This window comes from Sphingomonas sp. MMS24-J13 (assembly GCF_044905095.1).
GTDB lineage: Bacteria > Pseudomonadota > Alphaproteobacteria > Sphingomonadales > Sphingomonadaceae > Sphingomonas_I.
In genome coordinates this window covers 1622773-1636071 of sequence record NZ_CP173258.1, presented here as the reverse complement: position 1 = coordinate 1636071, position 13299 = coordinate 1622773, and the positions used below count along the sequence as shown (strand labels likewise).

Genomic DNA, 13299 nt, shown 5'->3' with positions numbered 1-13299 from the left:
GCGCCGTGATCCATTCATCCTCGAAAATCCTCCCCGGGACGGGGAAGGGGGAGCTCAGGCATGATCCAGCTCCTCGCTTTCTATCTGTTCGCTACCATCACGGTGCTGTCGGGCGTGTTCTGCGTCACAGCGCGCAACCCGGTCCACAGCGTGATGTGGCTGATCCTGGCCTTCTTCAACGCCGCCGGGCTGATGGTGCTGGTCGGCGCCGAGTTCATCGCGATGCTGCTGATCATCGTCTATGTCGGCGCGGTCGCGGTGTTGTTCCTGTTCGTCGTGATGATGCTCAACATCGATTTCGTCGAACTTCGCTCCGGTTTCGCGCGGTATCTCCCGGTCGGCCTCGTGCTCGTCGCGGTGCTGGCGAGCGAGATCGTGATTGCCGAGGGCGCGTGGAGTGCCGGCGGGTTGCTGAATGCGCGGATCGCGCCGACCCCGGAGACCATCCCGAACATCCAGGCGCTCGGCATCCTGATCTATACGCGCTACCTCTACATCTTCGAGGGCGCGGGCCTGGTCCTGCTGGTCGCTTTGATCGGTGCGATCGTGCTGACCCATCGCAAGCGTGGGGACGTGCGTCAGCAGAATGTGAAGCGCCAGAACATGCGTCGTCCCGAGGACGCGACCGTCAACATGACGCCGCCGGTCGGGCAGGGGGTAGAGCTGTGATTGGTTTGACCCATTATCTCGCCGTATCGGCGATCCTGTTCGTGACGGGGGTGTTCGGCATCTTCCTCAACCGGAAGAATCTGATCATCATCCTGATGTCGATCGAGCTCATCCTGTTGAGCGTGAATCTGAACTTCGTCGCCTTCTCGGCCTATCTGCACGATCTGGTCGGCCAGGTGTTCGCGATGTTCGTGTTGACCGTCGCAGCCGGCGAGGCCGCGATCGGCCTTGCCATTCTCGTCATTTATTTCCGCGGCCGGGGCACGATCGCGGTCGACGACGTCAACCGGATGAAGGGCTGACATCACAGTGATCACGGTCCTCGTATTCCTTCCGTTGCTCGCGGCGATCATCGCCGGCCTGGGCAATCGTGCGATCGGCAACGTCCCGGCCAAGGTCGTGACGACCGGCGCGCTGTTCGCCTCCTGCGCGATCGCCTGGCCGACCTTCTACGGCTTCCTGACCGGCAGCGACGTCGCCCATGTCGAACACGTGCTGAGCTTCATCAATTCAGGCTCGCTCAACGTCGCCTGGGAGCTGCGCGTCGACACGCTCACCGCAGTGATGCTGGTGGTCGTGACGACGGTTTCGTCGCTCGTCCACCTCTACAGCTGGGGCTATATGTCCGAAGACCCCAGCCAGCCGCGCTTCTTCGCTTACCTGTCGCTATTCACCTTCGCGATGCTGATGCTGGTGACGAGCAACAACCTCGTCCAGATGTTCTTCGGCTGGGAGGGCGTCGGTCTCGCTTCCTACCTGCTCATCGGCTTCTGGTATGAGAAACCCTCGGCGCAGGCGGCCGCGATCAAGGCGTTCGTCGTCAACCGTGTCGGCGACTTCGGCTTCTCGCTCGGCATCTTCGGCACCTTCCTGGTGTTCGGCACGGTATCGATCCCCGCGATCCTGGCGGCGGCGCCCGGCATGGCCGGCTCGACGATCGGCTTCATGGGGCTGCGCGTCGACACGATGACCTTGCTCTGCCTGCTGCTGTTCATCGGCGCGATGGGCAAATCGGCGCAGCTCGGCCTGCACACCTGGTTGCCCGACGCGATGGAAGGCCCGACGCCGGTGTCTGCGCTGATCCACGCCGCGACGATGGTGACCGCGGGCGTTTTCATGGTCTGCCGCCTGAGCCCGATGTTCGAGACGAGCCAGACCGCGTTGACGGTGGTCACTTACGTTGGCGCCGCGACCGCTCTGTTCGCCGCGACGGTCGGCGTGGTGCAGACCGACATCAAGCGCGTGATCGCTTATTCGACCTGCTCGCAGCTCGGCTACATGTTCTTCGCCGCCGGCGTCGGCGCATTCGGTGGGGCGATGTTCCACCTCTTCACCCACGCTTTCTTCAAGGCGTTGCTCTTCCTCTGCGCCGGCTCGGTGATCCACGCGATGCACCACGAGCAGGACATGCGGTTCTACGGCGGCCTCAGGAAGCATATCCCGATCACCTTCTGGGCGATGATGGCCGGCACGCTTGCCATCACCGGTGTGGGTATCGACGAGGTGTTCGGTTTCGCGGGCTTCTATTCTAAGGACGCGATCATCGAGGCGGCCTATGCCCGCGGCAACACCGCCGGCGGCATCGCCTACTTCGTCGGCGTGTTCGCGGCGTTGCTGACCAGCTTCTATTCGTGGCGCCTGATCTTCCTGACCTTCTTCGGTGAGCCCCGCTGGGCTGGGTCCGAGCATATCCAGCATGCCGTCCACGACGCGCATGGCCATGGTCACGACGCCCATGGGCACGACGATCATCATGCGCATCACGATGCGCCCGACGAGGGGGCCGGGGCCGAGGTGCATGTCCACTCGCCGGGGCCGGAGGAGGTCAAGCACGGCACCGCCGGCTATCATCCGCACGAAAGCCCGATCGTCATGCTGATCCCGTTGATCGTGCTGACCGTCGGCGCGGTGTTCGGCGGCTTCGTCTTCGCAACGCCGTTTATCGGCGGCGGCGGCGAGAGCTTCTGGCACGGCAGCCTGTGGTTCAATCACGAGTTCATGGAATTGGTTGAGCACGTTCCGACGATCATCAAACTGTCCGCCACGATCGTGATGATCGCCGGCTTCCTGATCGCCTTCTACTGCTACATCGTCGACAAGGCAGCGCCGAAGCGCATCGCGGAAACCTTCCGCGGGCTTTACGCCTTCCTGCTCAACAAATGGTATTTCGACGAGCTCTACGACCTGCTTTTCGTTCGCCCGGCATTCGCGATCGGCCGCTTCCTGTGGAAGAAGGGCGACGAGAACACGATCGACCGCTTCGGCCCGAATGGCGCTGCGTGGGTCGTCCAGGCGTCGAGCAACGTCAGCCGCAAGCTCCAGTCGGGCTATGTCTACACTTACGCATTGGTGATGCTGCTGGGCCTCGCCGCTGCCGCTACCTGGGCGATGGCTGCCTGATATGACCGGATTCCCGATCCTCACCCTCCTGCTCGCAATCCCGACCTTCGGGGCGATCGCGTGCCTGTTCGCTGATGCCAAGGCGGCGCGCTGGATCGCGCTGGCCGTCACGCTCGTCGATTTCGCGCTCGGTATCCTGCTGTGGGCGGGCTACCAGACCGGCGGCCCGCAATGGCAGTTCGTCGAGTTCCAGCCCCTGTTCGGCAGCTTCGGCTGGGCGCTCGGCATCGACGGCATCGCGCTGATGCTCATCCTGCTGACCTTGTTCCTGATGCCGATCTGTATCCTGGCCAGCTGGGATGCGATCCAGAAGCGCGTGCCCGAATATATGGCCGCCTTCCTGCTCATGGAAACGCTGATGGTCGGCGTCTTCACGGCGCAGGATCTGTACCTGTTCTACATCTTCTTCGAGGCCGGCCTGATCCCGATGTACCTGATCATCGGCATCTGGGGCGGCGCGAACCGCATCTACGCCAGCTACAAATTCTTCCTCTACACCTTGCTCGGCTCGATCCTGATGCTGATCGCGATGATGTGGATGGTGAATTTCGCGCACTCCACCAGCATCCCGGTGCTGATGAACACCAATTTCCCGCCGCACGCGCAGATCTGGCTGTTCCTGGCCTTCTTCGCGAGCTTCGCGGTCAAGATGCCGATGTGGCCGGTCCACACCTGGCTGCCCGACGCCCACGTGCAGGCGCCGACCGCGGGTTCGGTGATCCTGGCCGGCGTGATGCTGAAGATGGGTGGCTACGGCTTCATCCGCTTCTCGCTGCCGATGTTCCCCGAGGCATCGGCCCAGTTGTTCTGGCTGATCGCGACCTTGAGCGGCATCGCCATCGTCTACACCTCGCTGGTCGCGCTGGTGCAGCAGGACATGAAGAAGCTCATCGCTTATTCGTCGGTTGCGCACATGGCGTTCGTCACCTTCGGCCTGTTCGCCTTCAACCGGCAGGGGCTCGAAGGATCGCTGATGGTGATGCTGAGCCACGGCCTTGTTTCGGGCGCGCTCTTCCTGTGCGTCGGCGTCGTCTACGATCGCCTCCATACGCGCGAGATCAGCCGCTACGGCGGCGTCGCCAACAACATGCCGCGTTACGCGCTCTTCTTCATGCTGTTCACCATGGCATCGGTCGGCCTGCCCGGTACGTCCGGCTTCGTCGGCGAATTCCTGAGCATGATGGGAATTTACGGCGCATCGACCTGGGCGGCGGTTGTCGCCACGACCGGGATCATCACGGGTGCCGCTTACATGCTCTACCTTTACCGCCGCGTGGTACAGGGCCCGCTCGACAAGCCCGACGTGGCTGCGATGCCCGATCTGTCGGCGCGCGAGCTGGTTCTGATGGTGCCGATCGCGCTCGTGGTGATGTGGATGGGCATCTATCCGGAAAGCTTCATGGCGCCGATGCGCAAGGATGTCGGCGTCGTGCTGGCGCGGGTCGATCACAGCTGGCCGGGTGGAGATTCGAAGTTGGCTAAAGGGCATAAGACCGTCGAAGTCGCGGCCGTCGGGGAGTCGCACTGATGCTCGGTTCCCTCGCACTCACCGCGCCCGAACTGATTCTCTCGGTCGGGGCGATGGTCCTCCTGCTGGTTGCGGGCTGGAAGGGTGACTCCGCCGCGAGCGGGATCAGCTGGGCTTCGATCGCGCTGTTCCTGCTCGCGGGGCTCTCTCTGGCGGGGCCGGCCGGGCATGGCGGGACGGCGTTCGAAGGCCTCTACCGGGCCGACGCCTTCTCCTCTTTCTCGAAGCTGCTGATCTATATCGCGGCGGCAGTCTCGATCGTCACCGCGCACGGTTTCTTCACCCGGGCGGGCGATCATCGCGCCGAATATCCGATCCTGATCCTGCTCTCCGCCGCTGGCATGGGCATGATGGTCTCCGCGACCGACATGCTGACGCTCTATGTCGGGCTCGAGCTACAGAGCCTCGCCGCCTACGTGCTGGCGAGCTTCATGCGGCGCGATACGCGTTCGGCCGAAGCGGGCCTCAAATATTTCGTCCTCGGCGCGCTGGCCTCGGGCATCCTGCTCTACGGCATCGCGCTCCTGTACGGCTTCACCGGCACGACGTCGTTCGACGGCATCGCGGCGGCCTTCCGCCAGCCTGCCGCGCACGATTTCGCAGTCGGCCGCCTGATGGGTATCGTGTTCGTGCTGTCCGGCCTGGCCTTCAAGATTTCGGCGGTGCCGTTCCACATGTGGACGCCCGACGTGTACGAAGGCGCACCCACCCCGGTGACGGCATTGTTCGCGTCGGCGCCGAAGGTGGCGGCGATGAGCCTGCTAGTGCGCGTCGCGGTCGAGGCGCTCGGGCCGGCGACGGCCGACTGGCGTCAGATCGTGATCTTCGTTTCGCTCGTGTCGATCGTGCTTGGCGCTGTCGCGGCGATCGGCCAGACCAACATCAAGCGCCTGCTGGCCTATAGCTCGATCAACAATGTCGGCTTCGCGCTGATCGGGCTCGGGGCAGGGACCGCCGAGGGCGTCAGCGCAGTGCTGATGTACATGACGGTCTATATCGTCATGACACTCGGCAGCTTCCTCTGCGTCCTGCAGATGCGCGATCTCGACGGCCGGCATGTGGAAACGATCGCGTCGCTCTCTGGGTTGTCGCGGACGCGGCCGTGGCTTGCCGCCGCGCTCGCCATATTCATGTTCAGCCTTGCCGGTATTCCGCCGCTGTTCGGCTTCTATCCGAAGTTCGCGGTGTTCACCGCGGCGGTGAATGCCGGGCTGTTCTGGTTCGCCGTGCTCGGCGCGATCGGATCGGTCGTTGGCGCTTATTATTATCTCAAGATCATCAAGACGATGTACTTCGATGAGCCGGCGCCCGCTTTCGCCCCCGCCGACAGCAAGGTCGAAGGCGGTTTGATCACGGTCGCGGCCGTGGCGGTCTCGCCGCTCGGCTACCTTGCGATCCCGTTCCTTGGGGCCGCGACGCTGGCTGCGGCGAAAGCGCTTTTCTGACTGAGATCCTCCCGGAACGGGGAGGGGGACCAGCCGCAGGCTGTTGGAGGGGGCCCTCAACCAGCGATTCGTGCGCGGGGAGCCCCCTCCACCACCGCTTCGCGGCGGTCCCCCTCCCCGTGCCGGGAGGATCTCAAGTGATCTCCACCACCCCCGAAACCGGCTCGACCAACGCCGATCTGCTCGCCCAGGCTGCCGCTGGGGCGCCCGAGGGCACATGGCTCCGCGCCGAGCGCCAGACCGGCGGGCGCGGGCGCCTCGGCAGGGCGTGGAATTCGCCCCTCGGCAATCTCTACGCCAGCACGATCGTCCGCCCGCTCGCCGGCGACCCGTCCCCACCCAGCCTCGCGCTCGTCGCCGCCGTCGCGCTGGAGGAGGTCGCCTCGGCTTATGCCGGCCCCAACCGGCTCCAGATCAAATGGCCCAACGATCTGATGGCGGGACCGGCCAAGCTTGCCGGCATATTGCTCGAACGCAGCGGTGACGCGGTCGTGATCGGGTTCGGTGTCAATCTCGCCCATCATCCGGAGGGGCTGGAGCGGCCGACCGCGAGCCTCGCCGGGCTCGGCCTGTCGGCGCCCGATCCGGATGCCTTCCTGCTGGATCTCAGTCAGAGCTTCGCGCGCTGGCTCGGACGCTGGCGCAGCGAAGGGCTCGCCCCGGTCCGCACGCAATGGCTCAATCGCGCGCATCCGATCGGTAGCGCGCTCTCCGCTGCGGGCCGCGAGGGATTGTTCGAAGGACTCGATGCCGACGGCACCTTGCTGCTGCGCCATGCCGATGGCGCGATCGAGGCGGTGCGTGCCGGCGATGTCTTTCTGGTGGCTTGAGAAGAAGGATTGATCCGGGCGCGGTTCGGTTCCACCAGACGCCACGTCCACAGAATAGCGGGGAGCCGATATCCCCGACGATGAGGGGGGATCGCAGTGAAGAGAATGATCACTTTGGCGACGGCCACGGCGCTGATGTCCTATGCGGCGGCATCGCTCGCCCAGACCACGCCGGCCGCACCACCCCCGCCGGCCCCGCGCGCCGGCCCGCCGCCGCCCGCCGCGCTTGGCGACGGCCCGTGGGATTTCGCGACCGAGAAGGGCAAGCTCCACGTCACGGTCGTCGCCAAGGGGCTCGATCACCCGTGGGCGATCGCGTTCCTGCCCAATGGCGACATGCTCGTCACCGAACGCGTTGGCCGGCTGCGTGTGATCCGCAAGGGCGTGCTCGATCCCAATCCGATCGCCGGCACGCCCGATGTCGAGGCCGAGGGGATCGGCGGGATGTTCGACATCGCGCTCCACCCCAAGTTCGCGAAGAACCACATGATCTACATCGCTTATGCGAAGCCGGGCCAGGTTGCGCGCCAGCAATCCACGCTCGCGGTGATGCGCGCGCGCTGGGACGGCGGCGCGACGCTGAGCGACGTTCAGGACATCTTCGTCGCCGACGCATGGTATGGCGCGGCGCCGCTGCCCAAGCGCTGCTGCGGCCAGGGGCCTTCGACCGGCAGCCATGGTGGTCGGCTGGCGTTCGATCGCGAGGGCTATCTCTACATCACCAGCGGCGATCGTAATTATGGCGAGCGCGTGCAGGATCCGTCGAACGATTTCGGCAAGATCATCCGCCTCTACGACAATGGTGGTATCCCGCAGGACAATCCGTTCGTCGGCAAGCCCGGCTACCGGCCCGAGATCTGGACGATCGGCCACCGCAATCCGCTCGGCTTGGTGTTCCATCCCGTCACGCACCAATTGTGGGAGTCCGAATTCGGCCCGCGCGGCGGTGACGAGGTCAACATCATCAAGAAGGGCAGGAATTACGGCTGGATCGATGTGACCCAGGGCGCGCATTACAATGGCGAGCCGGCCAAGGGGACCAAGAACGTTCCCGGCATGGAGGACCCGATCCTCACCTGGGCGCCCTCGATCAACCCGGGCAATCTCTTCTTCTACGAGGGCAGCAAATTTCCCGGCTGGAAGGGCAATCTGCTGATGCCCGATTTGACCCACACGGTGCTGCGCGTGACCTTCGACGCGAAGGGCCAGCCGATCGCGCAGGAGCGGATGATGGGCGATCTCAAGCAGCGGCTGCGCGATATCAAGATGGGCCCAGATGGGTTTCTATATATCACGACCGACGAGAAGAACGGCGCGGTGCTGCGGATCGAGCCGGGGAAATAAGTCCCCCGCCGCCCCGGCTCAAGGCCGGGGTGCGATTCAACTAAATCGGCGCCAGCCCCAGCGCACGGATCGCCCAGGGCAGCGCCATCGAAAGCTGATCCAGCTGAACGCGCCGGACGCCCGGTGCGTTCGGGATCATCGGCAGGCCGGCGCGCGCGGCGAAGAAGCCTGCGACCCACGCCGCGATTGCGGGGGCGTCAGGCAGGATCGCCTCGGGCGGAGGTCCGCCTTCCAAGGCGAGGCTCGGTAGCCAGAAGCCGGTATCGAGTTGCGGATTGGACTGGCACGCCTCCGCCCAGTCGATCAGCCGTGCACCCGAGGGCGTGATGCACAGATTGTCGCTGCGCAAATCCCAATGGCACGGCGCGGTGCCGTCGAGCTCGCACGCCGCCTCGGCTTCGATCAACGCGGGCAGTGCGCGCTCCAGCCAATCGGCCGAGGCGATCCCGGTCGACAGGAAGGGCAGAGGATCGTCCGAAATGGCAGCCCAGCCGAAACCCAGCGCACCGTGCACTCCGACATAAGGGCCGAGGGATGCTTCCGAATCATGAAGCGTATCGATCGCCGCCAACGCGGCGGCCACATTCGCGTCGGTCCAGGGCGGCGGCCAGGTGGCTGCGCCCAGATCTTCGATGATCAGAATCGGCGTATCCGGATCGGCATCGGCCGCGATCAAGGTAGGAATGAAGGGCCCGTCCAGATGGCGATAGACCGCGATCTCGCGATTGATCAGACCCGCGGTCAACTCCGTTGTCGCCGCCTTGACGAAGGCGGCTTCTCCGCTGCCACGCACGATGAAGCGCGCCGCTGGCGTATAGCCGCGATCGCACGCGATCCATTCGTCCGGCATCCAACCGAGCAGTGCGGCGACCCGCTCGCGTAACTCTACGCCGCCCATGTCGCCAGTGCCTCACGCGCGCGCGCTGCCATCAGGCCTTTGCGATCGGCCTTCTTCGAGCGAACGTCGAGCGGTGGGAACAGGCCGAAATTGACGTTCATCGGCTGATAGGTTTCGGCCGTCGCACCGCCGGTAATATGCCCGAGCAACGCGCCGAGTGCGGTCTCGGGCGGCGGCGGTGCGAGCGTCGTACCGGCCAGTTCGGCCGCCGCGAAACGTCCCGCCAACAGGCCGATGGCAGCGCTTTCCACATAGCCTTCGCAACCCGTGATCTGGCCGGCGAACCGGATGTTCGGCCGCGCGCGCAGCCGCAGCGTGCCGTCGAGCAGTTTCGGGCTCTGGATGAAGGTGTTGCGGTGCAGGCCGCCGAGCCGCGCGAATTCGGCATTCTGCAGCCCGGGGATGGTACGGAACACGCGTACCTGTTCGGCATGCTTCAGCTTGGTCTGGAAGCCGACCATGTTCCACAGGGTACCGAGCGCATTGTCCTGGCGCAGCTGGACGACCGCATAAGGCCAGCGCCCGGTGCGGGGATCGTCGAGCCCGACCGGTTTCATCGGCCCGTAGCGCAGCGTATCGACCCCGCGTTCGGCCATCACCTCGATCGGCATGCAGCCTTCGAAATAGGGCGTATCGCGTTCCCATTCGCGAAACTCGCCTTTCTCGCCCGCGAGCAAGGCGGCATGGAAGGCGAGATATTCGTCCTTCGACATCGGGCAGTTGATGTAGTCATGCCCGTCGCCCTTGTTCCACCGGCTCTGGAACCACGCGAGGTCCATATCGATCAATTCGCGGTGCACGATCGGCGCGATCGCATCGAAGAAGGCGAGCGCTTCCTCGCCGGTTTCGCTGCGGATCGCCTCGGCCAGGCCGGCGGCGGTGAGCGGACCGGTCGCGATGATGGCATGGCCTTCGGGCAGCGCATCGATCCGCTCGCGCACCAACTCTATATTCGGATGCGATTCGATGGCCTGCGTGACGGCGACGGCGAAGCCCTCGCGATCGACCGCCAGCGCCGAACCCGCCGGCACGCGGTGCGCATCGGCACAGCGCAGGATCACCGAGCCGAGCTTGCGCATCTCGGCATGGAGCAGCCCGACCGCGTTATGCTCGGGATCGTCCGACCGGAAACTGTTCGAGCAGACGAGTTCGGCCAGTAAATCGGTATGATGCGCCGGCGTACCCTCGACCCCACGCATTTCGGAGAGGCGAACCCTCACCCCCGCCTCGGCCAATTGCCATGCCGCTTCGGATCCGGCGAGCCCGCCGCCGATGATGTGTATCTGATATGTCATGAGCGGCTGCGTAGAGCAGCTTGGTCCGCTTTTGAACCGGAGCCTTGTCAGAGGGGTGCGGACACCACATCTCCACCGCCATGCGCATCTTCACGATCGGCTATGAGAAAGCGACCCAGGCCGAGGTGATCGCGGCGCTCGAAGCGGCAGGGGTCAAGAGATTGATCGACGTGCGCGCGATTCCGGCATCGCGCCGGCCGGGTTTCTCGAAGAACATTCTCGCACGCAGCCTCGCCGAGCACGATATCGATTATGTCCATCTGCGCGCGCTCGGCACGCCGGCCGAAGGACGCGAAGCGGCGCGCAAGGGCAAGACCGATGTTCTCGCGCGCGTCTATGCCGGCCAGCTCGAATTGCCCGAAGCGATCGCGCAGGGGGCGCAGATGCTCGATCTCGCGGCGGAAAAACCTTCGGCCCTGCTTTGCTATGAGCGCGAACCGGCCGGCTGCCATCGCTCGCTCCTGTTGCGAACGGTCGCCGCGGAAGCGGAGATCGTTGATCTATTTGCCTGAATTCATGTTGAAAATGCCATAAACCTTCATTGTTCAACGGCTCGTCGCAGGCAGCTCCAAATTTTTTTGGCAGAAAAGGCCGATCGTTACGGTCGCGACTGATGGTCAAGCCGAAACGGCTGTAGAAATCCGCAATTTGGTAAGGATTTCATGGTGGTATCGGCTTCGATCCGGAGGGGGCGTCGTGGGGGCGCCTGGATCGACAGGGGGTTATCATGGTCCGGGCGGTCCTGGCCGTTATGGCGGCGTGTGGCGTGGTCGCGTCACCGGTCGAAGCGGCGTGCTGGAATAAGGACGAAGTATCGGCGGCGAATGTCCGCGAGCTTCAATCGATGCTGATGGTAACGGCCTTGCGCTGCCAGGTGGCAGGGCATGGCCTGATGGGCGAGTATAACGCCTTCGTAGTGGCCAATCGCGCCGCGCTGGGTGCGATGAACGATCGCCTGAAGGCGCATTTCATTCATGCGGTGGGGCCGGTCGCGGGCCAGCGCGCTTACGACAGCTTCACCACGTCGATGGCGAACGAGTTCGGATCGGCGGCGAGCGATGGAGAGATTTGCGGCAACGCGGCCAGTCTGGCGCGGGAAGGCGCGCTAATGGCGGGGTCGCTGGAAGGGCTTTTGCTGTTGGCAGACCGTCAGGGCCTCGCCGCCCGTCTTGCCGACGGCGCGTGTAGCGACGCTCCGCCGATCACGTTCGCGAGCGCGTCGCCGATGGGCGAGGCGATGCGCCGCTGACAAGTCGAGGAGCTTTCAATTGCCTCACCGGGACGGCCGGGCTAGGCGGCGATGATTGTGGCTCATGGCCACCGACATTGCCGTTCCGGGAGATTTACTGTGGCCACCGCCGCTATCGACAGCTTCGACGACTATCTTGTGCACGACATTTCTCTGGCGGGTTGGGGCCGTGCGGAGATTCGGATTGCCGAGACCGAGATGCCTGGGCTGATGGCGTTGCGCGAGGAATATGGTGCGTCGCAGCCGTTGAAGGGGGCGCGCATCACCGGATCGCTCCACATGACGATCCAGACCGCGGTGCTGATCGAGACGCTGGTCGCGCTCGGGGCCGAGGTCCGCTGGGCGTCGTGCAACATCTTCTCGACCCAGGATCATGCTGCCGCCGCGATCGCGGCTGCCGGCATTCCGGTGTTCGCGGTCAAGGGCGAGACGCTCGCCGAATATTGGGACTATGTCGCGAAGATCTTCGATTGGGGCGATACGCCCTGCAACATGATCCTCGACGATGGCGGCGATGCGACGATGTTCGCGCTGCTCGGCGCCAAGCTCGAGGCCGGCGGCACGCTGGCCGAGCCCGAGAATGACGAGGAGGTCGAGTTCCACCGCGTCTTGAAGGCCTTCGTCGCGGCGCGTCCGGGCTACCTCACCGAGACGGTCAAGACGATCAAGGGCGTCAGCGAAGAGACCACCACCGGCGTCCACCGCCTGTACGAGATCGCCAAGCGCGGCGAGCTGCCCTTCCCGGCGATCAACGTCAACGACAGCGTCACCAAGTCGAAGTTCGACAACCTCTACGGCTGCAAGGAGAGCCTGGTCGATGCGATCCGTCGCGCGACCGACGTGATGCTCGCCGGCAAGGTGGCGGCGGTCGCGGGCTTCGGCGATGTCGGCAAGGGCTCGGCCCAGTCGCTGCGCAACGGCGGTGCGCGCGTGCTGGTGACCGAGATCGATCCGATCTGCGCGCTGCAGGCGGCGATGGAAGGCTTCGAGGTCGTGACGATGGACGAGGCGGTGACCCGCGCCGACATCTTCGTGACCGCCACCGGCAATGCCGACGTCATCACCGCCGATCACATGGCCAAGATGAAGCCGATGAGCATCGTGTGCAACATCGGCCACTTCGACAGCGAGATCCAGATCTCGGCTCTGTCCAACTACAAGTGGACCGAGATCAAGCCGCAGGTCGACCTGGTCGAGTTCCCCGACGGCAAGCAGATCATCATCCTCGCCAAGGGCCGCCTGGTGAACCTCGGCTGCGCCACCGGCCATCCGAGCTTCGTGATGTCCGCCAGCTTCACCAACCAGACGCTGGCCCAGATCGAACTGTTCACCAACCCCGGCCAGTATGAGAACAAGGTCTACGTCCTCCCCAAGGCCCTCGACGAGAAGGTCGCACGCCTCCACCTCGACAAGCTCGGCGTGAAGCTCTCCACCCTCTCCGAAAAACAGGCCGCCTATATCGGCGTCTCCACCCAAGGGCCCTTCAAGCCCGACCACTACCGCTACTAAATTGAAGTCCGGGGGCATCGAACTGCCCTTTCTTCCTTCTCCCATCTGGAGAGGGAAGGGGCCCGCGCCGCGAGGCGAGGGAAGGGTGAGGGTAATCGGGACGCACGGCCGATCACCGTCACCCTCCCGCCG

Annotated in this window: 12 protein-coding genes; 10 read left to right on the top strand and 2 right to left on the bottom strand. The window is 64.6% G+C overall.

Features of this window, described 5'->3' with window-relative positions; all coding sequences use genetic code 11:
- The first annotated feature begins 60 nt into the window (after positions 1 to 60).
- The 7 genes from AB4Z44_RS07695 (at position 61) to AB4Z44_RS07665 (ending at position 8216) form a co-directional block, all read left to right on the top strand.
- Positions 61 to 669: an NADH-quinone oxidoreductase subunit J gene (locus tag AB4Z44_RS07695; protein ID WP_404713464.1), complete on the top strand. Its 609-nt coding sequence runs from the start codon at positions 61 to 63 to the stop codon at positions 667 to 669.
- Entirely contained in the window at positions 666 to 971 is a 306-nt protein-coding gene (nuoK, locus tag AB4Z44_RS07690; RefSeq protein WP_404713463.1) for an NADH-quinone oxidoreductase subunit NuoK, read from the top strand. Before AB4Z44_RS07695 ends, nuoK begins: the two co-directional genes overlap by 4 nt.
- 7 nt (positions 972 to 978) lie before the next feature.
- On the top strand, positions 979 to 3069 hold the full coding sequence (nuoL, locus tag AB4Z44_RS07685; protein WP_404713462.1) for an NADH-quinone oxidoreductase subunit L: 2091 nt from the start codon (positions 979 to 981) through the stop codon (positions 3067 to 3069).
- 1 nt (position 3070) lies between these two features.
- A complete protein-coding gene (locus tag AB4Z44_RS07680; protein WP_404713461.1) occupies positions 3071 to 4597 on the top strand; it encodes an NADH-quinone oxidoreductase subunit M in 1527 nt (508 codons plus the stop codon).
- On the top strand, positions 4597 to 6042 hold the full coding sequence (gene nuoN / locus AB4Z44_RS07675; RefSeq protein WP_404713460.1) for an NADH-quinone oxidoreductase subunit NuoN: 1446 nt from the start codon (positions 4597 to 4599) through the stop codon (positions 6040 to 6042). Before AB4Z44_RS07680 ends, nuoN begins: the two co-directional genes overlap by 1 nt.
- A 137-nt stretch (positions 6043 to 6179) precedes the next feature.
- Positions 6180 to 6872: a biotin--[acetyl-CoA-carboxylase] ligase gene (locus tag AB4Z44_RS07670; protein ID WP_404713459.1), complete on the top strand. Its 693-nt coding sequence runs from the start codon at positions 6180 to 6182 to the stop codon at positions 6870 to 6872.
- A gap of 105 nt (positions 6873 to 6977) precedes the next feature.
- Positions 6978 to 8216 carry a PQQ-dependent sugar dehydrogenase gene (locus AB4Z44_RS07665; protein WP_404714378.1) on the top strand — a complete coding sequence of 413 codons (1239 nt, stop codon included), beginning with the start codon at positions 6978 to 6980 and terminating at the stop codon, positions 8214 to 8216.
- A gap of 40 nt (positions 8217 to 8256) precedes the next feature.
- Here the strand turns inward: AB4Z44_RS07665 and AB4Z44_RS07660 are convergent, their stop codons facing one another.
- Both AB4Z44_RS07660 and trmFO read right to left on the bottom strand, forming a co-directional pair.
- Positions 8257 to 9114: a phosphotransferase gene (locus AB4Z44_RS07660; protein ID WP_404713458.1), complete on the bottom strand. Its 858-nt coding sequence runs from the start codon at positions 9112 to 9114 to the stop codon at positions 8257 to 8259.
- Positions 9102 to 10409, bottom strand: a complete 1308-nt coding sequence (gene trmFO, locus AB4Z44_RS07655) for a methylenetetrahydrofolate--tRNA-(uracil(54)-C(5))-methyltransferase (FADH(2)-oxidizing) TrmFO (RefSeq protein WP_404713457.1) — start codon at positions 10407 to 10409, stop codon at positions 9102 to 9104. Before trmFO ends, AB4Z44_RS07660 begins: the two co-directional genes overlap by 13 nt.
- Positions 10410 to 10489: 80 nt before the next feature.
- On the opposite strand from trmFO, the gene AB4Z44_RS07650 reads away from it, so the two are divergent.
- The 3 genes from AB4Z44_RS07650 (at position 10490) to ahcY (ending at position 13167) form a co-directional block, all read left to right on the top strand.
- The gene (locus AB4Z44_RS07650) at positions 10490 to 10921 is read left to right on the top strand and encodes a DUF488 family protein (protein ID WP_404713456.1); all 432 of its coding nucleotides are present in this window, start codon (positions 10490 to 10492) and stop codon (positions 10919 to 10921) included.
- A 215-nt stretch (positions 10922 to 11136) separates the two neighbouring features.
- Complete coding sequence (locus AB4Z44_RS07645) at positions 11137 to 11658, top strand: hypothetical protein (protein ID WP_404713455.1); 522 nt, start codon at positions 11137 to 11139, stop codon at positions 11656 to 11658.
- Between the two features lie 99 nt (positions 11659 to 11757).
- Complete coding sequence (gene ahcY / locus AB4Z44_RS07640) at positions 11758 to 13167, top strand: adenosylhomocysteinase (RefSeq protein WP_404713454.1); 1410 nt, start codon at positions 11758 to 11760, stop codon at positions 13165 to 13167.
- Positions 13168 to 13299: the final 132 nt, after the last annotated feature.

Coding starts and splice junctions, on each gene's coding strand:
- trmFO (WP_404713457.1), bottom strand. CDS start 10,409: ATGACATATCAGATACACATCATCGGCGGCGGGCTCGCCGGATCCGAA.
- AB4Z44_RS07660 (WP_404713458.1), bottom strand. CDS start 9,114: ATGGGCGGCGTAGAGTTACGCGAGCGGGTCGCCGCACTGCTCGGTTGG.
- AB4Z44_RS07680 (WP_404713461.1), top strand. CDS start 3,071: ATGACCGGATTCCCGATCCTCACCCTCCTGCTCGCAATCCCGACCTTC.
- nuoN (WP_404713460.1), top strand. CDS start 4,597: ATGCTCGGTTCCCTCGCACTCACCGCGCCCGAACTGATTCTCTCGGTC.
- AB4Z44_RS07665 (WP_404714378.1), top strand. CDS start 6,978: ATGATCACTTTGGCGACGGCCACGGCGCTGATGTCCTATGCGGCGGCA.
- AB4Z44_RS07645 (WP_404713455.1), top strand. CDS start 11,137: ATGGTCCGGGCGGTCCTGGCCGTTATGGCGGCGTGTGGCGTGGTCGCG.
- AB4Z44_RS07695 (WP_404713464.1), top strand. CDS start 61: ATGATCCAGCTCCTCGCTTTCTATCTGTTCGCTACCATCACGGTGCTG.
- AB4Z44_RS07650 (WP_404713456.1), top strand. CDS start 10,490: ATGCGCATCTTCACGATCGGCTATGAGAAAGCGACCCAGGCCGAGGTG.